The sequence below is a fragment of the Acinetobacter sp. AHP123 genome, assembly GCF_023757925.1.
Classification (GTDB): Bacteria; Pseudomonadota; Gammaproteobacteria; order Pseudomonadales; family Moraxellaceae; genus Acinetobacter; species Acinetobacter oleivorans.
The window spans coordinates 2508432-2531907 of record NZ_CP092454.1 but is presented as its reverse complement, the minus strand read 5'-3'; the positions used below and the strand labels follow the sequence as shown (position 1 = coordinate 2531907).

Genomic DNA, 23476 nt, shown 5'->3' with positions numbered 1-23476 from the left:
AGCGGTAACATGAAACAGGCAAATTCTCTTTGCCTGTTTTTTCTTTCCAGCATAGTTTCTGAAGATATGATTCAATTTAAAAACATTTCAAAGCACTATCAGCTCAAAAGTCAAACCATACGCGCACTCGACGAAATCAATTTAGAGATTCCAGAGGGCAGTATTTTTGGCATCATTGGCTATAGTGGTGCAGGTAAAAGTACCTTAATCCGCCTGATCAACCTACTTGAGCGACCAACAGAAGGTCAAATCATTATTAATCAGAAAGATTTCACCGCTTTGGATGCGCGCTCATTACGTCAGGAACGTGCAAGTATTGGAATGATTTTCCAGCACTTCAATTTGCTACAAACCAAGACAGTTGCTGAAAATATTGAAATGCCAATGCGCCTACTGAATTACAATAAGGTAGAACGTGAAAAACGCCTGAATGAGTTATTGGAATTCATTGATCTTAAGCATAAAAAAGATGCTTATCCAGATGAACTTTCTGGCGGACAAAAGCAACGTGTCGGTATTGCCCGTGCTTTGGCAAATCATCCAAAAATTCTTTTGTGTGATGAAGCAACTTCTGCTCTAGACCCGCAAACTACCAAATCAGTTTTAGAACTGCTGAAGAAAATTAATCAAGAGCAAAAAATCACGATTGTTATGGTGACCCATGAAATGGATGTCATTGAAACTATTTGTGATCATGTGGCTGTGATGGAAGCAGGTAAAGTCATTGAACAAGGTTCAACGATTGATATCTTTAGTAAACCTCAACATCCAACGACTAAAAACTTCATTCAAACTGTTTTACATCAACAGTTGCCTGTAAATATTTTAAATCAGCTCGAAAACCAGCATCATCATAGTATTTACTGCTTACAATTTTTAGGACGTTCTGCTCAAGAACCTGTAATTCAGTCACTAATTAAACAATTCGATATTAGCTTAAATATTTTATTTGCTAATATGACTGAAATTAATGGCACAGTCATTGGTCAAATGTTTGTGCAGCTTTTAGGTGATCCTCAGCTCATCAAACAAGCTATTGAGTTTTTGGAACAAAATGAAGTAGGTGTAGTTCAATCAGGAGATCAAGTATGAGAGATTTAATCGTACAATGGTTAACTGAACTTACTCAACCTTTCTGGCACAGCTCCCTTTCTATTGATCAATTCGTTACAGCTTTGCAAGAAACCTTTAATATGGTTTTCTTCGCACTTTTGTTTGGTGGTATTTGGGGATTTATTCAGGGAATTATTTTATTAGTTACCCGTCCAGAGGGCATTTTACCGAATAAAGTGATTTATCATTTACTTAATCCAATTGTAAATGCTTTACGCTCCCTCCCTTTTATTATTTTACTTATTGCAGTGATTCCTCTTACTAAGCTATTAGTAGGTACTTCAATTGGTACATGGGCAGCTATTGTTCCATTGACTATTTATGTTGGTCCTTATATGGGACGTCTGATTGAAACTTCATTGCTTGAAGTCAATGAAGGAATTATTGAATCTGCTCAAGCAATGGGTGCTACACCTTGGCAAATTATCTATCGCTTTATTTTGCCTGAAGCACGCAGTTCGCTCATTTTAAACCTTACAACAGCGACAATCAGTCTTATCGGTGCAACCGCTATGGCTGGTGCAGTTGGTGCAGGTGGTATTGGTGATTTAGCGATTTCTTATGGTTATCAACGTTTTGATACAAGCGTTGTGATTTTAACAGTCATTATCCTATTACTATTAGTACAGATTGTACAAACGCTAGGAAACTGGCTCGCTAAACTCCGTTAAGTCATCCATACAAAAAAGCTCTCTTCTAGAGGGCTTTTTTTGTTTTATACAACTCTTTTCTTAAAGATAGTTGAGTACATGGCTCAATACCATTTTCTGGTATGATCAGATTTAGTCATTATTATTCATTTACTCTTTGGATTTAGTTTCAGGATAAAACAATGCGTTATAGAATTCATTTTATTGATGTGCAGAATGCCCTCCAAAACTATATCTGGATTTTAGAAGATACTGAAACCCAAGAAGCTGTAGCAGTTGACCCAACAGAAGCAGAACTAGTCACCCAATTTTGTCAGAAGCATCAGTTAAATTTAAAACAAATTTGGCTTACTCATTGGCATAAAGACCATATAGGTGGTGTTGCTGATTTAACGGCTGCTCAAAATATTACTGTCTATGGTCCCCGTGATGAGCTCTCAAAGATTCCGGGAATTACCCACCCCTTACAACATGATGATCATCTAAAATTTAATGATTTAAAAGTAGAGATTATTGCAACTCCAGGTCATACCTTAGGGCACATTGTATATTTTATTGAAGAATTAGAAGCTGTATTTTGTGGTGATACTTTATTTGCAATGGGATGTGGTCGCTTATTTGAAGGTACGGCTGAACAAATGTATCACTCACTGAGTCGTCTAGCAGCATTACCAACCAACACAAAAGTTTATTGCACACATGAATACACGCTTTCAAATGCCGAATTTGCTTTAACGGTAGAACCGCATAATCTTGCCTTAGCAGAACGAGCTCAAGAAGTCCGAGAACTACGTAAACAAGGTTTAATCACGCTACCAAGTACGATTGAACTTGAATTGGCAACCAATCCCTTTCTTCGCGCAGAAAGTGTTGAAGACTTTGCACATATACGTACTCTTAAAGATAATTTCTAAAATTGAGCTTTAAAAAAAAGATACGGTTTCATTTTAAGAACTGTATCTTTTTGCCTATTAGCTGTTGCCTGTAATTATATTTTACATTTACTCTGTTTTTTATTTGCTCACTATTCTAAAAATAACGTTGAATTTATATTTTCAAAAACACTCAAGAAGACAGCTCTTTAAATAAAAAGTTATTATTTTTCATATATATAATTAATTTATTATTTTATGAAAATGAAATCTTTTCTTACTTTTTTACAAGTTGAAAAATAAAAAAAAGTTTTACCCCTTTAAAAAATCCAATTAAAACCCTATTAATAAATAAGATGTAATGCCACGGATAGAAGGAGTTCTCACGTGAAAAAGGTTGTTAAAGCTAAAAATTTGATTGCGTTTCGCATTTGGTTAGAAAAGTTAGGGTATTCAGTTAAAAATCTCGCTGACGGGAAAGGTTTTACTTTTAGTTTTAAAAAAGAATATGGTTTGGTCACTTGTGAGTTAGCAGGTAATTCATTAGCTATGCAATTAGGTGAAGAGTTTGAGGATCACTTAAAAGCATAATTTTTTACGACTTGATTTTAATTACAGTACGGTCTTTCTTGAAAGACAAGTAATGTTGCAGAACTTTAGAATGGCTTAATTAAAATATATTTTTTAGTTATTAAATAAAAAATCTGTAGCAGGGCTACTCTCCCAAATTGCCCTTAGCTACAGATTTTTTTATTTTGTAAGGTTAATCTGCTTTATGGTTCTTTAATGCTTTATCAAGAAGATCTTTATCTAAAGCCTTATCCCAACGTGCCACCACAATTGTTGCACAAGCATTACCAACTAAGTTTGTTAATGCACGGCATTCAGACATAAAACGGTCGATACCAAGAATTAAAGCCATACCTGCGACAGGAACAGCCGGCACAACGGATAGAGTTGCAGCCAGAGTAATAAAGCCTGCACCAGTCACCCCTGCTGCACCTTTAGAACTTACCATTGCAACAAGAAGCAATGCAATTTGTTCACTAATTGATAAATCTACATTACACGCTTGTGCAATAAACAGAGCTGCCATAGTCATGTAGATATTTGTACCATCAAGGTTAAATGAATAACCTGTTGGAATGACTAAACCTACCACCGATTTTTCACAACCTGCTTTTTGCATTTTGTCCATTAAAGATGGCAAAGCTGCTTCTGAAGAACTTGTTCCTAAAACCAACCAAAGTTCATCTTTGATATAACGAATTAAATGAATAATTGAAAAACCGTTGTAACGAGCTACTGCACCTAAGATCACTACGACAAATAACACCGCAGTAATATAGAACGTCATAATTAATAGTAATAAATTACCAATTGATTCGATTCCATAAGCACCGATGGTAAAAGCCATTGCACCAAAAGCACCAATTGGAGCAAGCTTCATTAACATACCGACCAAATAGAAAACTGGAGCTGTTAAGTTATTTAAAAAATCGGTAATTGGGCGCGCTCGGTCGCCTAAAGCAGCTAAAGAAATACCAAATAACACCGCTACAAATAACACCTGCAAAATCTCGCCACCAGCCAGAGGACTGACTAAGGTTTGCGGGATAATATTCATGAAGAAGTCGGTAATATTTGTTGCATGTGCCTTCTCAACGTAAGTATTTACTTTATCGTTGACTAAGGTAGCAGGATCGATGTTAAGGCCTTTACCCGGTTGGATAATATTTGCCACAATCATACCAACCACAAGAGCCAAGCTTGAGAAGGTCAGAAAATAAAGCATCGCTTTACCAGTTACACGACCCACACGGCTCATGTTTGTCATACTGGCAATGCCTGTAACAACTGTTAAAAAGATGACGGGAGCAATAATCATTTTAACGATCTTGATGAATGCATCACCAAGCGGTTTTAAACTTTCGCCAAGTTCTGGGTAAAAATGACCAATTAAAATGCCCAAAATAATTGCAAAAATGACCTGTACATACAAAATTTGGTGAAATTTCTGTTTTTTCTGTACCGTTTCTTGGTCAAGGGTATTGAAATCCATTATCTAAATACCTTTTCGATGGGGATAAAAAAATAAAATATAAAGCTAGCACCACAAGCTGCTTTAACAAGGAAAAGCCATTGTAAAGAATAAAAAACACCCTGTGTTATAAATTTAAAAAATGTCAAATTCAAAAATCATGCATTAATTTGTATAGAATACTTTTTATTTTAAGATTTAAAAAATTATAAAATTTATTAAAAATAAGATTAAATTATTGTTTATATTAAAATTAAACTCTATTTAAGTTAATAAAACCGGCTTTAATAACTTGTTTAACTGATTCAGGACTATCATTTATTAAATAAATGACTTTATTAAAAACATGTAAATTATAAATTATGAAAATTTAATTTAAAAATAATAAGAAAAATTGATATATAATTTTTTAACAAGAGAAAATGCCTATTTCTTGTTAAAAAATTACACTAATAAGCTGTGATAAATTAATTAAAATTAGGGTGGGCCTTAAATAACCGCTCTAATAAAATATGGACATAGTCTAAGCTTAATGTACGATCAGTGAATAAGATGCGGAATAACATAGGTGCAATAACAGCTTCGATAATTTCTTGATTTTCTATAGTTAATTCACTACGTGCCTTAGCTCTGGCTTGAATAATATCAAGTTGTTGAACGATTAAAGTTTCGCACTTTCGAGCGTTTGAAGATTCAGTTGCATATAGCAAATCTCGTAGCAGTGTTTGTCCTACTTCAGAAGAGTACTCTTCAAAATATTGTTCGACCCATGTCGTGATATCAAGCTGAAATGAGCCTAAATCTTTTGGCTCCATATCGGGTTTCAGCTCATTAAGAGCAACATCTGAAAATAACTGATTGATATCTCCCCAACGACGATAAATTGTAGAAGGTGTTACACCTGCTTCATCAGCAATCATGGGTATAGTAATTTGGCTTTGCTCCAGATTTTTTTGAAGCTCTTTTACTGCTTGATGTACCGCAGTTTGAATTCTTTCACTACGACCACCCGGGCGTAACCCAGTAACAACTTTTGCCATTAATTAGCTCTACTTCAATAAAAACGATTAAAATAATATTTGTATATACAAAATACACTAAAGCTAAGGATTTGCTTTAGTGTAAAAATCATGTATAAAAGCTAAATATTCGCTTTTATGTTATTCATCTTATATGAACAATTCAAGTTCAAAACGGTCTGGATCAGTTTTTCAGTTAGATTCAACAGTAGCATTGACCTTAAACACAATCACGCTTATGACCTTTATGGCGGCGTCTAGTGCCCCTACGCCTTTATATCGTTTGTATCAGCAGATATGGCAATTTTCGCCCGTTATCTTAACTTTAATTTTTGCAACCTACGCGTTTACCTTACTTGCTTCTTTACTCATTATTGGTTCTTTATCTGATTATATCGGACGTCGGCCCGTCATTATTTCAGCAATTTTTTTGCAAATCGCTTCAATGAGCTTTTTCCTTTTTGCCTCAGATGTTTTTATGTTATTTATTGCGCGTGGCTTACAAGGTATCGCAACAGGTCTTGCTGTTTCTGCAATTGGAGCTGCAATTTTAGATTTTAGTAAGCATCATGGTTCCCTAATTAATAGTATTGCTCCAATGGTCGGAATGGCAGTAGGCGTTTTTATTACATGTTTTATTCTGCAATTTTCAGCTCAACCCTTACATTTGGTTTTTGAACTCTTATGTGTTTTGTTTGCATTTGAACTTATTCTAAGTTTCTTTAACCCTGAGACTGTACGCAAAAGATCAGGAGCTTTGGCTTCATTAAAACCCAACATGGCTATTCCTCATCAAGCAAGAGGTGCTCTATTAAGTATTAGTCCTATTAATATTGCGCTTTGGATGGTGAGTGGTTTTTTCTTATCACTTATGCCCTCTTTACTGGCAAAAATTTTTCAGACATCTTCAGCTTGGCTAAACGGCAGTATGTTTATGGCGCTCGCCCTTTCAGGTGCGGCAGGGATTCTGACGCTTAGAAAATCTACTAATTTTCGTATTTTGCTCACGGGCACCTTATCCATCATTATTGGTGCAACCGTTTTATTTTTAGCGATCAATTTTACAAGTGCCGTGGTTCTACTTATTGGTTCTATTATTACCGGAGTGGGTTTTGGTACAGCTTTTATGGGAGCAATTCGCACAGTCATGCCCCTCGCTTTACCCGAAGAACGCGCAGGTTTAATGGCTGCATTTTTTGTTGAAAGCTATTTGGCTTTTAGTGTTCCAGCAATTCTGGCAGGCTACTTTGTGGGTAAAATCGGACTTATGAACAGTGCCAATATTTATATGAGTTTAATTATTGGTCTTGCACTGATTGCCCTTCTAATGATTTTTAAAAATATTAAACGTGAATAAGGATTAAAAAAAACAGCCTCCATCAAGGCTGTTTTTTATTTTACTGATCACGCCAAGGTTTCAAAAACCGTTTTACATACTTTTTAAAAGGCCAAGTAAACTGTTTTACAAAACTATTTGGGATTTTATAACCTACTGTTCCATATACACTTGCCAAATGTTTAGGCATATAGACGGTTTTAAAAATGACATCATAGAGTGGAATAAAGGCGGCGTAATTTTTATCAATGGCAGGTTTTTCTGAAGAATGATGCCAATGGTGAAATTCTGGTGTTGCGATAATCCAGCGCAAATATGGAAAACGAAAACGTACATTGGAATGAATGAAAATAGCGTGAAATGAAATAAAAACTAAATAAGCAAAAACTGCTGAAGTATGAAAACCTAACAGGAAAATCGGTAAAGTCGCAATAAAGCGAGTCATTAGCACTTCAATGACATGCAAACGAGAAGATGCTAACCAATCCATATATTCAGTCGAATGATGAATCGCGTGAAAGCGCCATAAGAAATTAACTTCATGCATAGCGCGGTGCAACCAATACACCGTAAAGTCGACCACAATTAATAGTTCAATAAATTGCAGCCAAATCGGCTGAGCTTGTACATAAGGCACAATTGGATTATCAGGTAGATGCGTAATCCAATATTGAATCGGCATAACGGTTAAAAAGCTAAATAATTGAATGCCAATATGACTGACCATGAAATACTTCATATCGGTCACCCAGCCCACTCTTAATATTTTCTGTTCAGGATTTTTAGCAAAAAAACCTTCAAGCGGAATAAAAACAAACGCCAAAATAAATAGAGTTAAGACAAAATAATCGATACCTGCATAAAACGGTACACTTGGTAAAACGGGTGCCTCAATTACACCACAGCCCAAAACTGCTGCTATAAGTGAAAAACATAGTCCGTAAAAGCCATATCGGTTTTGACGGACAATTGCACTAAATGCACCGAAACCAGCGCTAATAATAATGCCCGTAATCAGGCCATAATAAAAAATATGATAATGTTTTGCGTAAAGAGGACGGAGTTCTGGGGTCGTTAATACACTGGGAAATAAAAAACATAATGCACCAAACAGACAAAGTAAGCTGAGTGACATTGAAATAAAGGCGCTGATTTTCCCTAAACCTGCGTTCAGTTCTAAATTCTCAAATTTTGCTCTTAATTGATCTGTCATAATTCATATACAATTCTTATTGTGTATAACGCGAATGCTATCAAAATTTAATAATAAATTGGAAAGAACTTTAACTTCTCAGATCAAAGCCATTAATCTGAAAATGAATTTTAAAATAGCTGTAAATTGTTCTTATAAAACTTCAAATATTTGACCGACAGATTGAATCAGCCATTTTCTAGCAATAATATCATCACTACGATTAAACCAGTTCAAGCTCACTTTAAAAGAATCCATAGCAAAAGGTAATTCAAACATTTGGACATTACCATGAGCTAGATAATGCCGAGCTGCTCGTGACGGTAATGTCACTAACATATCTGAACTCTGCAAAACACCTTGTAAAACACTAAAATGTGGAACTTCTAAACGAATTCGTCGCTTCAAATCCATTGTTTTCAAATATTGCTCAACTTGGATATGCCCTGTTGATGACTTGATGGCAACATGATCTTCTTGCAAATATTGATCTAATGTCAGTTGCTGCTGTAGCCTGGGGTGGTCAGCTCTAGCAATGCATACATATCTTTCTTCAAATAAAGTACGTGTTTCTATTTTAGGCATTATGGTCTGTGTACTATTAAATACGGCTAGATCTAAAAAACCATCAATAAGCCACTGTTCAACCTTAGATGACTGAATCTCTTCAATCTCAATTTGAATATAGGGCGCTGTTTTCTGCAAAAAAGCCATAAGACTAGGCAATAGGCAAATCTCCCCTGCGTCGGACAGTCCGATTCGGAAAGTTTTATTGGAGTTTTGAGGATGAAACTCCTGTGCTTGAGCAATCGCTGACTCGATATTAAAAATCGCTTGATGAAAAATCGGATAAAGCTCATGTGCAACTTTTGTCGGTTCGACCCCACCTCGACTTCGGGTAAACAACTCGTCATTTAACTGACGGCGTAAACGGTTCAAATTATAAGTCACAGAAGGCTGACTCAAATTTAATTTATCAGCAGCTTTACTAATATGACGAGACTCATAGATACAGACAAAAACTTTAATCAAACCTAAATCCATGGTTCTGATCCTTTAAATACTCTAAACAAAGACTTTAACTTCTTTGCTTAGAGTTTAGTTCCTTTTATAGGAATAAAAATGCTTAACTCTTATGGAGATATACTTGAATTTAGCATTACACGTTTAGTTCGATTACAAATACTTATGGCAATAACACTTAAGGTTGCCAGTACGCAAGGAATGGCTAGTGCGATAAAATTATATTCAATCGGTAGGTGCAAACTTAAAAGCCAGCCGCATAAAATCGGACCTAAAATCGCCCCAATACGGCCTACACCTAAAGCCATACCAATGCCCGTACTGCGAATTGGTGAAGGATAGAACTGAGCCATATAAGCGAGCAATAAAATTTGCCCTCCAATAGAAGCCGCACCTGCAACAGCAATGCAGAGATATAAAATCACCATAGGTAATGCATAGCTTAATAAATAAAGTGAAATTGCACCCGCCAAGAAAAGTGAACAAATAACTTTACCTAGGTGAAAACGATCAGCAAAGTAACCACCACCGATTGCACCTAACATCCCGCCCAAGTTTAGCGCCAATAAAAAGACCAGACTGGTTGATAAATCATATCCGGCCTCGACCATAAGTTTTGGTATCCAGTTACCGAGCGCATACACCATCAGTAAAGCCATAAATACACTCAGCCAGAAAAACATAGTGACTAAAGCACGGTTCTCGGTAAATAGAGCAACCAAAGGTCGAGCCGCAGTTTGTTGATTTTCTTGGTGTAATACGATGCTCGTATGATCAGCTATGCTTTGTTCTGGCGCTAACTGTTTAAGTAAATCACGTACCTCATTCCATTTTTTCTGGCGAACCAGATAATCAATTGATTCGGGTAAAAATTTCCAAATAATCGGTAATGAAATGAGTGGAATACCTGCCAAAATAAACATGATTTGCCAACCAAACTTAGGAACTAACCACATGCCTAAAAGCGCTGAGCTCATGCCACCAATCGCATAGCCGCTAAACATAAGCGATACTAAAGTTGATCGTAATTTCTTTGGGGCAAACTCGGTCATTATGGCAATGACATTTGGCATTACGCCGCCCAAACCAAGGCCTGCAATAAATCGATAAATGGCAAACTCTTTAGGACTGTTGGCAAAACCACATAACACCGTAAAACCACTAAAAATAAAGACACACAGCATAATTAAACGTTTACGGCTAAAGCCATACGACTCTAATTTGTCGGCCAAACTCCCGAAAATCATGGCACCAAACATCATGCCAAATAATGCAACACTGCCCAGCAATCCAGCAGTCATACTATCTAACTGCCAATGTTGCATGAGCTTAGGCAATGCCACACCATAAATGACTAAGTCATAGCCATCAAAAATAATAATGAGCGCACTCAGCAAGATCACCCGCCAATGTAATGGCGTTAATCTTGCATCATCAATCAATTGATTTGCATTTAGTTTTTCCATAATTGCTTTCCTTAGCAAATTGTGTATAAAACAAAAATTTATTTAAATGGTTGCCATTCCTAGCTGATGTAATTGTTGCTGTGCTTCTGCAACATCCTGTTCTAGATCGTGTTGCCATAACCAGTCAAAGCGATGCTCAAGATGTTCGCCAATTTCTGCAAACGTTGGGTACTGAGTCGAATAACACTCATAAATTTCGCCAGACTCACGAGAAGTTTGCTGAACACGACAAGCACGTTTTAAACGGAGCTTTTCATATATCGAAGACACATCAGTTAACTGATCTGCTTGTAAGTTTTTTGTCGACAATAAGGCCGCAAGGATTAATGCATCTTCAAGACCTTGGCCTGCTCCTGCACCTTGGTGAGGTAACATGGCATGTGCAGCGTCGCCCATGACAATGACATGACCTGAGGTACTTTGATAAGTCGAAAGTTCTTCAATTTCATGTAAGGCCCAAATGGTAGGCTGTTCAATTAAACCGAGTAGTGTTTGGCAACTTTCACTCCAGTCTGAAAAATCGGAAAGCATTTGAGCTTTATCGACAGGTTTAGTCCACGGTGTATCGGCTGGTAGTATTGTATCTTCGCGGTTTGAGCAGAAAGCAACAATATTAATTTGCTCCCCCTTACGAATTGGAAACGTTAAAATATGTTTGTCTTTGCCCAATAGCATTTGTGGAATATCTGCTAAATCTGTATCGCCATTAATTTGCTGCAAAGCTTCTTTAAATGAAGCGTGAGAAATAATGCCACGATATGCCCAAGTTCCTGAAAAACGTGGATGAACTAGTGGTAAATGATGAGAAGCTAAAACATATTGGCGTGCCACAGAGCGGATACCATCAGCTCCAATCAAATAATCGCACTCATGTTGACTACCATCATTAAAGTATAAAATCACCTGATCATCTTGTTCTTCAATCGTCTCTAGGCGTTTAGAAAAATGCACATTTTGTGTAGGCATGTGAGGAATAATGGCATCTAGAAAGTCAGCACGATGAACAGATGACTGCCCTACACCTGTCGCGATGGATGCAGATAAATATTCATCGGTATAACCATTGCGCCATTGAAACCAAACATCTTGAAAGGGTGGCGATACTTGATCTGCAATTGCATGATATTCGTTAGCTAAACCTAACAGTTCAATGGCTTTGACAGCATTAGCACCAAAAGAAATACCTGCCCCAATTTCAGAAAACTGAGGTGCAGATTCAAACATTTGGACATCTAAATGGGCGTGTTTACTTAAATTACTTGCTAAAGCCAGACCAGCAATACCACCACCGATCACGGCAATTCGAATATGTGTATTCATGTGTTTGTTCCTTAAACATCATTATCGTTTTCACATATTCATTTTTGAGAAGTTGGCTTATAAAGTCCAATTAGTATTTTTTTTATTCAATTATTTAAAAATTAAATAATAGGCATTGGGCGAGCCTCTATAAAACCTAAAGACCGCCCATGCTAATAAATGATTGTTAAAACACTTTATGGTGTGCCTGGCGGGGTTCCAATAGCATATTTCATTGGAGCTTCATAAGTTGTCTCTGCAACTGGCGAAACGCGCCAAATCGTATTGCCCACATCATCTGCAACTAATACAGCACCTGAGAAATCAATTGCCACCCCCACAGGACGACCATACGCTTTGCCTTTATCACTGAGGAATCCAGTCAAAATATCTTGCGGCGGACCAGAAGGTTGACCACTTCTAAATGGTACAAAAATGACTTTATAACCACTGTGAGGCTTACGGTTCCAAGAACCATGCTGACCGATCAATGCACCTCCTCTAAATTGCGGCATGAGTTCGGCTGCATAAAATGTGAGGCCTAAAGAAGCCGTATGGTTGCCTAGTGCATAGTCTGGTTTAATTGCACGGGCAACCATTGCTGGATTTTGTGGTTTAACTCGTACATCAACATGTTGACCATAGTAGCTGTAAGGCCAGCCATAAAAAGCGCCATCTTGAACTGACGTCATATAGTCGGGTACTAGGTCACTCCCAATTTCATCGCGCTCATTAACCACCGTCCAGAGTTTTCCACTTTGAGGTTGCCAAGCCATACCATTTGGATTACGCAGACCTGTTGCAAATGGGCGTGACTGACCACTTGCAATATCAAACTCCGTAATTTGTGCGCGACCTTTTTCTTGATCTAAACCATTTTCAGCAACATTACTGTTAGAACCGACAGTAATGTAGAGCTTTGTACCTTCGCGATTGGCAATTACATTTTTGGTCCAATGGTGATTTAAAGGGCCACCCGGTAAGTCCAACACTTTGGTTCCACTGGCCGTAATTTGAGTTTCACCTTCTTGATAAGGAAAACGCACCAGTGCATCTGTATTGGCGATATATAAGTTATTACCGACCAATGCCATACCAAATGGAGAATTTAAGTTTTGAAGAAATACTGTTTTCTGGTCAGCGACGCCATCCCCATTGGTGTCACGAAGTAAGCTAATACGGTTTGCACTTGGATGAGATGAGCCTGCACGTCTCATCACAAAAGACATAATTTTACCTTTAATTCCTTTGCTGTCTTCTGGTTTAGGCGGGGCATCCGTTTCAGCAACTAATACATCGCCATTTGGTAATACATAAAGCCAACGTGGGTGTTCAAGTCCTTTGGCAAATGCTTTGACCTTTAAACCTTCTGCTGGTTTTGGCATTACCCCACTCGGCCAGCCTTCTGCTGGAGCTATATTAACAGTTGGTAATAGGCTTGATTTAGGTTCAGGAAGTTTTGGGTCTGGCCCATAACTGTCGGTAATTGGATATTGAGAGGATGAAGCGCATCCAGCTAATGTAATTAAAACCGTAGTGCCCAAAATTGGCAGTAAAAAACGTATCGCCATGGGTTATCTCCATTTATTTTTTGTCGTCATGGAAATAGCGTAATTTATGTTTGCAATTAAACAAGCAACTTTAATGGAGTCTTTTGTTTATGGCTTGAAAAAAACGTTCTTTATCTTTTGGTGAAATCATCACTGAAGTAATTTCTCCATTTTTCATATAATAAATTTTGAGTCGATCTAATGAGAGTGCTGGAGATGAAAGTGGATTATGCGTCGGCTCTATTTGGGTAATATCATCAATATTAATTTTCCATCGAAATACCAAACTCTTAATCATTAAGGTGTTGTTTTCTATCACATAATAAGTATTAAAGATGGGAAGCCAAATAAGAAAAATGATTAAACTATAAATGACGAGATGTGGAAAATTTGAAGCTAAAGAATAATGATGATTTGCTTCATAAATCTTCATAAGGATATTGGCAGTGATAACAACAAATATTAATAAAAGCCACCAATCAATTTTTGATCTAAATTTCAAAAGTTATCCTCCACGTCTAAATCTCATTTATAACGAGTCTTTCTATATTTTTTATAAAATAATTGAACTAAAAATTAGCTTTAAATGTTAATGATACAAAATCTCGATCATCTATGGTGCTAAATTCATTAGAACCAAAAAAGTTATTATAGGCAATCTCTGTTGTATATTTTTGCTGATAAGCCATAGATAACGCCGCACTTATACTCATTTGCCCTTCTTGAAAGTTTTGGCTATATCCATAAACATCATGCCTAAAACTAAGACTTGGCGTAATCACTGTAGAGGGTAAAATATCTTGATAATTTAATGCACCACGTAAGCGATAGCCAAATGACCATTCATTAAAAAAACCATTTTTATTACAAAAGCGTTCATTCAAGTTATCTATTTCTGCGTTTGTAAGATGGGCTGTACCATACGGCGTACATTTAAAGTCACCTGTTTCAGGATTATAAGCCCCTGTTGAAAGCTCACTACGGCCAAATGCGCCTGTCCGGCCAAACCGATGATTACCAATATCTGCAATATGGTTTAAGGCAAACTCTGTAGACCATGTCATCGAATTTGCGCCCCAAATATTGAATATGCTATCAGTTGCTCCAACCGAAAATTGTGTTACGGGTAAGCGTACATATCCTTGAATATATTGACTTAATTCAACAGTTTTTCCCGGCGGCGCAAATGGTGTTCCTTCCGATAGTACTTGAGCATAGACAATGTCTGTGCCGTTTAGTTGTAAAGGTTGATTAAGTTTGTGGGTTAACTCACTAAAAACGGTTGTTGTTCCAAATTTCCCAGTCAAACTTAATCCAAACATTTTGATATTTTCAGGATAGATAGAAAAATAACTTGCGGTATTAAAATGTTCAGGTCCGGGTGCTGTTACAGCGGTTCCATCAAAGTTTGCATTACGGCTATGGTAGTTCGCATAGTAAATACCTAACTCAGCATTATTTAAACTTGGTAATGTCTGTTTTAAAGCAATGCCATATTGACCATTGTCCTTTGCTTTTCTACTTTCTGCACGTGGAATATAAGTACGTAAACGAATTGCAGTATCCGATAACTTATCTCCACCTCCAGCAATCAGAACTGGACCTGCGTTTTCGGGCACAAAGTCTGAAATCTCAAAGAAAGTTCCGTTACCATCAACAACTGAAGGTCTAAATTTAAATTGATAGAACCCTTCTATTTTCAAATTTTTATTAATGCTTGTGTCGAACGAAAACATTTCGGTTGGAATGATTCTTTCTTTTGCATCCCCACCCGGTCGGTTAATCGCGGCAAAATCAAATGCACTCACCGAATTTAAACCGTTTTGAAAAAACTGAGATTTCCCCCAATTTAAAGTCTGTTTGCCTAATTTTAAATTGATGTTTTTTCCACCACCCAGTTCAAAATCTTTCCATATATAAGCATTCCATAAATCGATACCTTTGAACTTTGCGAGCCTTGGCCACGCTGAATCATTAAAGGGTTTAAAGTCTCCGTGTCCTGTCTCATAGGCATGGTCATACCAGTATTTAGTGCTAATAACCGCACCTTGTTGTTTTCCATTTAGCTTAACTTCAGTTATGCCTCTGATAATCTGTGAAATAGCATCATATTTACTAAAATTCATACGCCCATCATCACCATTCACATCAATGCTAGCGCCTTGTTTGCCTATTTTGTTTGCGTCAGGCCGATAAAGTAATGAAACGGATGGGTCTTGCGTACTCCAACTGGCTCCTAAGCTTACTGTTGTCTTTGTCTCGAACTTCCAGTCTTTATCAATATCAAAATTGGCTGCATTTGCTTTAGACATAAATAAAATTAGGCTTAATGAAACACCTATTTTTTGAATATATAAAACGTGATTATTTCTTTGATTTAAATAGACGTAATGACCCATCATATTATCTCCCTATAAATATGATTTTTTATTTATTGCTTATTACTCAAAGCCATCCATTGGCTTTTAAATGGTTTACATAAGCAGGTATTTTTTGTACTAGGCAGGTTGTTCGACCTGATCTAATTGTTGAATGAATTGTTCAGCTAAAGGCCAATAGCCAAAGCCAGATGCAGGGTTTAAATGCCCCACTTCACCCAAATTTACGAGTTGACTACCCCACTTTTCTGCCATTTCACTTACAGCTTCATAACGAGCTAAATGGTCATTGGTGCTTGCAACCAAAATGCTGGGAAAAGGTAGTTCTTGATCTGGTAAAGGGCTCCATCCTTCTTGATGAAGTACGGTTGAGCTTGGATAATTTTCTGGCCAGCTTTCGTTTAAGTCAGGGGGAGCCACAAGTAAAGCACCCTGAATTGGTCTTTGATATTTTGCAGCCCATTGTATTGTCATCAGCACGCCTGCGCTGTGTGCAACCAAAATGACAGGCCCATGTATTTGTTCGAGTTGTGCCTGAATAGCAGCAACTCTATTTTCACAATTGAGTTTATTGGTTTGCACAGGTGGTACAGAGCGAACCTTTGCTAGCTTTGTTTCTAAGATTGTTTGCCAATGCTCGGGAACATGATCGCGTAACCCTGGAATAATTAAAATTGTTGCTTTGGTTTGTATTTTTTCCATTTCAACGCCTGTGAATTTTGCCATCTAGGATGCATAAGAATTTTTATAAAACTCCACTCACAATAAAGGCTCATTTCAGTTAATGGTGTACATAAGACGTCACGGACTTTTCATTTGACGACACATCTTTTTAAAATTTCGTAAATTAATTAAAGTAATTTTTGTAATTACAAATGAATTAAAAGAACAGCTTTAAAATTGATTTGACATCATGATTAGGCTCTTAAATAAAAGCTTTTTTAATGTAGATATTTTAGTTATAACTAGATATGAGCTGTAAGGAATATGGCTGATTAAGAACAGGAGATAATAAAATGGTGCCTCTTGCACATACCGCCTCTTTAAAAAATTATTTGGCAGTTGCTCAGCAATTAGATGTAAATCCCTACCATTTATTATCACGTGTTGGGCTTAGCCAAACTCAATTGAATGATCTTAAACAACGTATTCCTGTAGATAAAGCCATTACCTTGCTTGAAGACTCAGCCCAAATGAGTAACTGCGATGTTTTCGGTTTACATATGGCAGAGCAACGCGAAATCGCGGATTTTGGTGAACTGAGCTTATTATTAAGCTACCAATATACCTTGAGAGAAGCACTACAAACGATTGTTCGTTATAGGAATTTACTCAATAACTCACTTGAAATATATATAGAAGAAATTGACGATACGGTTGTTATTCGAGAAGAAGTTATAACCACAACTTGCGGATATAGTCGTCAAGCCACAGAACTTGCTTTAGGAATCACCCATCGTTTTTGTGCAGCGCTCATGATGCAAAAATGGCGACCGTTAAGTGTACACTTCACTCATAATCCGCCTAGTGATTTAACTTTGCATCGGCGGATTTTTGGCTGTGCACTCGAGTTTGGTAGTGACTTTAATGGCATTGTTTGTACGGCAGCCGAACTTGATACAACAAACCCTCAAGCAAATCTGGCGATGGCCAACCATGCACAGCGTTATTTAGATATTTTGCAGAATAGCAATGAATCGACCATGATTTTTGATATTCGTAAAAGTATTTATCTTCTTTTGCCAATGGGACGCGCTACGATTGATCAAGTCGCTCAAACACATGGTATTCACGTACGGACTTTACAACGTCGATTAGAAGAAGCTCAGACGAGTTTTAGTGATTTAATGAATGAAGTACGCAAAGATCTCGTATTTCGTTATTTAAAAAATCTAAATTATTCACTTGCTCAAGTGTCTGATATTTTAGGTTACTCAATGCCGAGTTCTTTTACGCGTTGGTTTATTAGCCAATTTGGTATGTCACCGAATACGTGGCGTAGTCATAATAAAGCCCTGCTCAATTAATTTCTCTTTATGTGAGGCTAAATGAAGTCATTTAAAATGTAAGGAAGCTGGAGAACCACTCCAGAACTTCCTTAAAAATCTAATTTTTGAAATTAAAACCACAAGCGCATAAGCCCAAGAACCAATACCACTAAAAAGATGCTTTCGCCGATCATTAAAAGAATCGGTTTAATGCCGACAGATGCTAATTCTTTTAACTGAGTTTTCATTCCTAAAGCACTAATTGCAATGACTAAAAACCAGCGTGATAAATCATTAATTCCATTTTGAACCATTGTTGGCACCCATCCTGTACTGTTAATACAAGCGAGTAGTAGAAAGCCAACGGCAAACCAAGGTAGTAATGGCGGTCGTTCTCCCGTTGAATCTGCACCTTGCATACGGGTAATCATGGCCGCACAAACAATTACTGGAAGCAGCATTGCCACACGCATCAGTTTAACTACAGTCGCCGTATCACCCGTTTGAGTAGACATGCTATAACCAGCGCCGACCACTTGCGCCACATCGTGAATCGTAGCACCTAGAAACACACCAGCTGCTTGTGGAGATAACTCTAGCCACTTCGCAATCATCGGATAGACAATCATTGCAAATGTTGAAAGTGCCGATACGCCAATCACGGTAAATAAAGTCGCTTTTTCTTTTTGCGGATGATTTGGAAAAGCAGCCGATAGCGCCAGTGCGGCTGAAGCACCACAGATTGCCGTTGATCCACCAGTGAGCATGCCAAATAGTTTTTGGAAACCTAAAATTTTAGCGGCAATGACAGAAACGGCGATTGTGACAATAACCAGAGTAACGACTAACGCAACAGGCTGCCAACCGAGTGCAGTAATTTGCCCCAAAGTTATACGCATGCCGAGTAACGCGATGCCCATCCGAAGCACACTACGTGCGGTAAACTCGATACCTACCTTGCATTTACTTTCAGCTGCTAAAAAATTCACGCTCATGCCGAGCAGTAGTGCAAATAGCATGACTGGCGCACCATAGTGCTCTGATAAAAAACAGGCAGCCGCAGCAACGACCGAACTGACCACAAAGCCTGGTGCTAATTCTCTTGTACGCTGGGAAAAATTTTTCAAAACTAAACTACTCATGATTTTCCCCACAGCCCATCATAATAAATACTTTGTCCTCGATCACTTCTACGGGATAGGTTGCAACTTTGAGCTGAGAAGAATTAACTAAACAGCCATTTGTTAAATCAAAGCGTAGACCATGGGCACAGCACTGAATCACTCGTCCTTCTAGACGTCCACTAAATAGCGATGCGCCCTGATGAGGACAGCTGTCATCGATTGCATAAAATTGAGCCGCAACGTTAAATAGTGCGAGAGTTTTATCTCCAATTTTTAAAAAAGCCCGCTCACCTGAATTCGGTATTTTCTCAAAAGGCACTTCAAATCGATTAGTCATATCAACTCTCCTTGCCCCAAAAGTGCTTCTTGCATCGCTTGATAAAGTGCATCTGCTGATTGCGCGCCCACCAAGGCTGAAGCCCGATCAAAAATAAAATAAGGCACGCCATTACCTCCTGTACTTGCAGAGATAAAATCTTGATGATCATGAATAAGTAAATCTTTGATCAGTTCATGCGGAAAACCACAGCGTTTCGCAATTTTGTATAAAGTAGTGGTATTTCCGATGTCTAACCCATCATAAAAATATGCAGCAAAGAGTTGTTCTAACAACGCATTGCACTGCTCAGGAGTACCTATCTTTAAAGCTTTATCAAATAAGCGATGAGCTTTGGCCGTATTTGGCATCCGTTTAATCTGTTCAAAATCGATCTTAAGCCCAACTTTATGTGCAGCTTTATTGACCTGCTCTTGTCTCATACGAACTGCTGTCAAGCTACCTAACCGTTTCAAATAAAACGTTTGAAAAGGTACCCCTTCAATTGCCAAGTCGGGTATGAGCTGAACACCTCGCCAGTGCACAACAACTTTGACTTCGGGGTGAAGCTGATAAAATCTATTTATAGCGATCAATAGCTGACGTTTTCCGATCAAACACCAAGGACAAATAAAGTCAAAAAATACATCAATGTGTAGTTGCCGAATCATCATTTGTTATTCATCCCGCATTTTTGTATTTGGTTACCTGAATAATTTTTAAGCTCAGTTATTCCTTGCTGCTCAAAGCGTGCAATATCTTTGTGATAATGGCGTTTGGCATAAAAAAATATGGTTGCGGCTGCAATACTGACCAATGGCATCAGTTGAAATGCACTGTGTAAACCAATCACATCAGATACTTTGCCAACGACTAAAGGACCAAGCGCTAAACCAAGAAAATTGTTAGCTAAGGTGAGTGTTGCAAATGCAGAGCCATGAACTGAGTTATGTGTGAGATTGGCCACCATGGCACTAGATGGCCCATTGGTTCCTAGAGCAATAAACATTCCGAGGCAGATGAGAAGTAACTGGTTACGTCCCGCAGGCACAGCAAAAGCAATTAATAAAAGAACACAACCAAGCAAGCAGTATGTAATCGCTAAGCTGACCTTACGATCTGGACAGTTACGGCCCAAATAATCACACAACATCCCGCATAGAATTGTGCCTACTGCACTACATAGCAAAATGACCGCTGCCATCACACCAGCCTTGTCGGTACTCATGCCATAATAGCGATTGAGATAACTCGGCATCCAGACAATCACTGTGCCACCAACAAATAATTGCAGACCACTACCAATGTAAGTAGCAATGACTGAACGACTTGAATATAAAGTTTTTAAAGGGCTTTTAATGTGCTGAGTTTTACTACGAATTTTATTTTGAGGTGCTGCGTTTATTCTGTTTTCTTTCACTAAAATTGGATATAGAAAAGCCAAAATGAGACCAAATAAAGCAATACCACCAAAAGCCCAACGCCAACCGAAATGCTGTGCGAGTACACCACCTAAAGCCACACCCAAAAATGAGCCAAATACGCCACCCGCCATAAAAGCACTGGCGAGTGTTGCACGCATTTCTCGTGGAAAAACAGCCACAACCACCGCGATTCCCACGCTGCCATAAGCAGCTTCACCCACACCAACCATAAAACGAGCAATAAACATTTGCTCATAATTTTCAGCCAGTGCACATCCTAAAGTCGCCAAACTCCATAAAGCCGCCATAATGGCCAAGCTTTTAACTCTTCCAAAACGGTCTGCCATTAAAGACAAAGGCAGAGTCAATAAACCCACCATTAAGGCGACAATGCCACTGAGCAAACCTAACTGGCTATCGCTGAGCAACCACTCATTTTTAAGTAAAGGAAAGACTGCGTTTAAGACTTGTCGAGACATGTAATCTGAAATGAGCAAACCAAATGTCAAAGCAAAAACAAGCCATGCATAACGACGAGGTATACTGATTGACGTATCAACATCGCTCATCTGATCTGAATACTGATGTGCATTCATACGACCTCCTTGTATTTTTTATAATTTCTATTTAGCTAGTGCAGCAACGCACTTTTAAAATCAAAGCGAATAAGCTGCACTACAATTGAGGTCTAAATTCCGTTAGACCTTGTCACATTAGTTACGCTGCGGCACACCCTTTTGCCCTGCTTTACGATTAGGTGCCATACCATTTGCGATTAGGGTTTCTTCAATACTGTTGTATTGCACCCCAATACGATAAATTTCACGGGCTTCTTTTCCTGAGGCAATTTCACGGCCTAATTCATGGGCAATCCGAACAGTTTGTTTAATTTGCTCTACAGATGAAAAACGGCGTCCGTGATGATCAATGATCGTGTCTTCATTACCCACACGGGCATGTAAACCCATTGCCATCGACATCGTGTTAAAAGGCAATACATTTTTGAGTAGCGATTCTGATGTCAAAGTACATCCATCAGGTACGCGATGAATAAAATTAAAGAAATTAAATGGGTTTGGACCATCAAAACCGCCACCGATTCCAATCCAAGTTAAGTTTAACGGCCCCATGTACAACCCTTTACGCACCATACGTTCTAGCGTCTCAAGCCCATGCATACCCGTTAACTGAAAGTGCGGTTGAATATTGTTTTTGCATAAACGTTTAATATGTTCAGTCACCCATGCAGGCCCTGCTGGCACAGTCATCTCTGCATATGCTACTTGAGTCGCAGGATGTGCCAATGAAGTCCCTTCTAAATATTCAGGATAGAGCAATTCCATAATATTCATTTGTGTGGTGTTAATTGCTACTGTAACCTGATCGGGCTTTGGAGTGAGTTCAGCCAACATATGTCGGGTGTCATCACTTAACCATAGAGCTGCCTCACCTTCACTCTCTGGTGCAAATGAAATCGAACCGCCTACCTGAATAATCATGTCAGGCACAGCTTCACGAACACCTGCGATAAGCTCATTAAATTTTGACAAGCGTTTAGAGCCTTTCCCATCAAGCTCACGGACATGTAAATGCAGCACCGTCGCGCCCGCTTCATAGCACTCAACCGCTTTTTGTATTTGCTCATCCATGGTCACTGGAATATCTTCAGGAAAGTCTTCTGGCATCCATTCGGGACCATACGGCGCAACCGTGATTACCACTTTTTCCATATTTTCCGGGTGCAATGAGTCGTCAAAGAATTGCATGCGCATCTCCATATATTTTTTAGAATTTTCAATTAGATAAAATTATTTAGCCTATAGATTTAATAGGTTGCGTCACCAATAATGCCGGCCCGTTCCATTTTTCGGTGGCAAGGTGGATAATCCATGACTGCATAATGTTGTGTACTGCGGTTATCCCAGATCGCAATGCTGTTAGGCTTCCAGCGCCAACGCACTTGAAACTCAGGAATATAGGCTTGAGAAATTAAGTAACGCAGTAGTTCAGCTGCGCCCGGATTGGCATCTTGTCCAAATCTGACTCGCTCTTTGGTGTGATAGTTACTAAAATGGGTTGTGAACGCGTTGACGTATAAAATTTTCTCACCTGTTTCAGGATGAGTACGTACCACAGGATGCTCAGCATCGGGAAACTTTGCTTTTAAGTCCAAGCGTTTTTCAAGCGGCATAGCCGCACCAAAACTCGCTTCTATGCTGTGATAAGCACGTAAGTCAGCAATCTTATCCTTAATATCATCGGGTAACGACTCATAGGCCATGACCATATTGGTCCACATGGTGTCACCACCTACTGGTGGGCATTCAACACAGTGCAACACACATCCCATCGGTGGAACTTTGCGCCAGCTTGCATCACTGTGCCAAGCATTTTCATAACGATCAACAGGGCTTTCCGGATGTTTATAAATCTGTACCAACCCCGGATGATCAGGATGGCTGCCTACCGCAGGATGATCTTCTAACTGTCCAAATTTTTCTGCAAATGCGACATGATCCTGACGGGTTAAGTGCTGATCTCGTAAAAACAACACACGATGTTTAAGTAGTTGTGTGCGAATTTCAGCAAATAATCCATCATCATAAATCGCATCGGCAAGTTTGACGCCACTGAGCTCTGCACCAATATTGCAAGTTAACTGTTCAATTTGCATAAGAAATCCCT

At 38.4% G+C, this 23476-nt stretch carries 22 protein-coding genes; 6 read left to right on the top strand and 16 right to left on the bottom strand.

Going from position 1 to position 23476, the window contains the following annotated elements; all coding sequences use genetic code 11:
• The first annotated feature begins 66 nt into the window (after positions 1 to 66).
• The 4 genes from MJX77_RS12060 to MJX77_RS12045 all read left to right on the top strand — a co-directional run bounded on the left by MJX77_RS12060 (position 67) and on the right by MJX77_RS12045 (position 3226).
• Complete coding sequence (locus MJX77_RS12060) at positions 67 to 1092, top strand: methionine ABC transporter ATP-binding protein (RefSeq protein WP_005306792.1); 1026 nt, start codon at positions 67 to 69, stop codon at positions 1090 to 1092.
• The gene (locus tag MJX77_RS12055) at positions 1089 to 1784 is read left to right on the top strand and encodes a methionine ABC transporter permease (RefSeq protein ID WP_004791423.1); all 696 of its coding nucleotides are present in this window, start codon (positions 1089 to 1091) and stop codon (positions 1782 to 1784) included. Before MJX77_RS12060 ends, MJX77_RS12055 begins: the two co-directional genes overlap by 4 nt.
• Positions 1785 to 1945: 161 nt before the next feature.
• A complete protein-coding gene (gene gloB, locus MJX77_RS12050) occupies positions 1946 to 2677 on the top strand; it encodes a hydroxyacylglutathione hydrolase (RefSeq protein WP_252059187.1) in 732 nt (243 codons plus the stop codon).
• Positions 2678 to 3022: 345 nt separating this feature from the next.
• Positions 3023 to 3226, top strand: a complete 204-nt coding sequence (locus MJX77_RS12045; RefSeq protein WP_003652518.1) for a hypothetical protein — start codon at positions 3023 to 3025, stop codon at positions 3224 to 3226.
• A gap of 172 nt (positions 3227 to 3398) precedes the next feature.
• On the opposite strand, the gene MJX77_RS12040 is transcribed toward MJX77_RS12045, so the two are convergent.
• Both MJX77_RS12040 and MJX77_RS12035 read right to left on the bottom strand, forming a co-directional pair.
• Entirely contained in the window at positions 3399 to 4697 is a 1299-nt protein-coding gene (locus MJX77_RS12040; protein WP_004791418.1) for a dicarboxylate/amino acid:cation symporter, read from the bottom strand.
• A gap of 446 nt (positions 4698 to 5143) precedes the next feature.
• Entirely contained in the window at positions 5144 to 5716 is a 573-nt protein-coding gene (locus MJX77_RS12035) for a TetR/AcrR family transcriptional regulator (protein ID WP_005306800.1), read from the bottom strand.
• A gap of 133 nt (positions 5717 to 5849) precedes the next feature.
• Here MJX77_RS12035 and MJX77_RS12030 point away from each other — a divergent pair, with 133 nt between their 5' ends.
• On the top strand, positions 5850 to 7052 hold the full coding sequence (locus MJX77_RS12030) for an MFS transporter (protein ID WP_252059186.1): 1203 nt from the start codon (positions 5850 to 5852) through the stop codon (positions 7050 to 7052).
• A 40-nt stretch (positions 7053 to 7092) separates the two neighbouring features.
• Here the strand turns inward: MJX77_RS12030 and MJX77_RS12025 are convergent, their stop codons facing one another.
• The 8 genes from MJX77_RS12025 to MJX77_RS11990 all read right to left on the bottom strand — a co-directional run bounded on the left by MJX77_RS12025 (position 7093) and on the right by MJX77_RS11990 (position 16665).
• Entirely contained in the window at positions 7093 to 8244 is a 1152-nt protein-coding gene (locus MJX77_RS12025) for a sterol desaturase family protein (protein WP_252059185.1), read from the bottom strand.
• A 132-nt stretch (positions 8245 to 8376) separates the two neighbouring features.
• The gene (locus MJX77_RS12020; protein ID WP_252059184.1) at positions 8377 to 9267 is read right to left on the bottom strand and encodes a LysR family transcriptional regulator; all 891 of its coding nucleotides are present in this window, start codon (positions 9265 to 9267) and stop codon (positions 8377 to 8379) included.
• An 89-nt stretch (positions 9268 to 9356) separates the two neighbouring features.
• A complete protein-coding gene (locus MJX77_RS12015; RefSeq protein ID WP_252059183.1) occupies positions 9357 to 10712 on the bottom strand; it encodes an MFS transporter in 1356 nt (451 codons plus the stop codon).
• Between the two features lie 42 nt (positions 10713 to 10754).
• Positions 10755 to 12032, bottom strand: a complete 1278-nt coding sequence (gene salA / locus MJX77_RS12010) for a salicylate 1-monooxygenase (protein WP_252059182.1) — start codon at positions 12030 to 12032, stop codon at positions 10755 to 10757.
• Positions 12033 to 12208: 176 nt separating this feature from the next.
• Positions 12209 to 13582 (bottom strand): PQQ-dependent sugar dehydrogenase, encoded by a 1374-nt coding sequence (locus MJX77_RS12005; RefSeq protein ID WP_252059181.1) that lies wholly within the window; start codon positions 13580 to 13582, stop codon positions 12209 to 12211.
• A 70-nt stretch (positions 13583 to 13652) separates the two neighbouring features.
• Entirely contained in the window at positions 13653 to 14063 is a 411-nt protein-coding gene (locus tag MJX77_RS12000) for a PH domain-containing protein (RefSeq protein WP_252059180.1), read from the bottom strand.
• Between the two features lie 67 nt (positions 14064 to 14130).
• Positions 14131 to 15960: a DUF1302 domain-containing protein gene (locus tag MJX77_RS11995; protein ID WP_252061332.1), complete on the bottom strand. Its 1830-nt coding sequence runs from the start codon at positions 15958 to 15960 to the stop codon at positions 14131 to 14133.
• 99 nt (positions 15961 to 16059) lie between these two features.
• The gene (locus tag MJX77_RS11990; RefSeq protein WP_252059179.1) at positions 16060 to 16665 is read right to left on the bottom strand and encodes an RBBP9/YdeN family alpha/beta hydrolase; all 606 of its coding nucleotides are present in this window, start codon (positions 16663 to 16665) and stop codon (positions 16060 to 16062) included.
• 290 nt (positions 16666 to 16955) lie between these two features.
• Here MJX77_RS11990 and MJX77_RS11985 point away from each other — a divergent pair, with 290 nt between their 5' ends.
• Entirely contained in the window at positions 16956 to 17966 is a 1011-nt protein-coding gene (locus MJX77_RS11985; protein WP_252059178.1) for an AraC family transcriptional regulator, read from the top strand.
• A 92-nt stretch (positions 17967 to 18058) separates the two neighbouring features.
• On the opposite strand, the gene MJX77_RS11980 is transcribed toward MJX77_RS11985, so the two are convergent.
• The 6 genes from MJX77_RS11980 to MJX77_RS11955 form a co-directional block, all read right to left on the bottom strand.
• Positions 18059 to 19069, bottom strand: a complete 1011-nt coding sequence (locus MJX77_RS11980) for a YeiH family protein (protein WP_013197308.1) — start codon at positions 19067 to 19069, stop codon at positions 18059 to 18061.
• Complete coding sequence (locus MJX77_RS11975; RefSeq protein WP_252061331.1) at positions 19062 to 19370, bottom strand: Rieske (2Fe-2S) protein; 309 nt, start codon at positions 19368 to 19370, stop codon at positions 19062 to 19064. Before MJX77_RS11975 ends, MJX77_RS11980 begins: the two co-directional genes overlap by 8 nt.
• Before the next feature lie 14 nt (positions 19371 to 19384).
• Complete coding sequence (locus tag MJX77_RS11970) at positions 19385 to 20041, bottom strand: DsbA family oxidoreductase (protein ID WP_252059177.1); 657 nt, start codon at positions 20039 to 20041, stop codon at positions 19385 to 19387.
• A complete protein-coding gene (locus MJX77_RS11965; RefSeq protein ID WP_252059176.1) occupies positions 20038 to 21387 on the bottom strand; it encodes an MFS transporter in 1350 nt (449 codons plus the stop codon). The genes MJX77_RS11970 and MJX77_RS11965 overlap by 4 nt, the downstream gene beginning before the upstream one ends.
• Positions 21388 to 21504: 117 nt before the next feature.
• A complete protein-coding gene (locus MJX77_RS11960; RefSeq protein ID WP_039247269.1) occupies positions 21505 to 22557 on the bottom strand; it encodes a beta-keto acid cleavage family enzyme in 1053 nt (350 codons plus the stop codon).
• 59 nt (positions 22558 to 22616) lie between these two features.
• Entirely contained in the window at positions 22617 to 23465 is an 849-nt protein-coding gene (locus MJX77_RS11955) for a TauD/TfdA dioxygenase family protein (RefSeq protein ID WP_057070496.1), read from the bottom strand.
• Between the last annotated feature and the right edge of the window lie 11 nt (positions 23466 to 23476).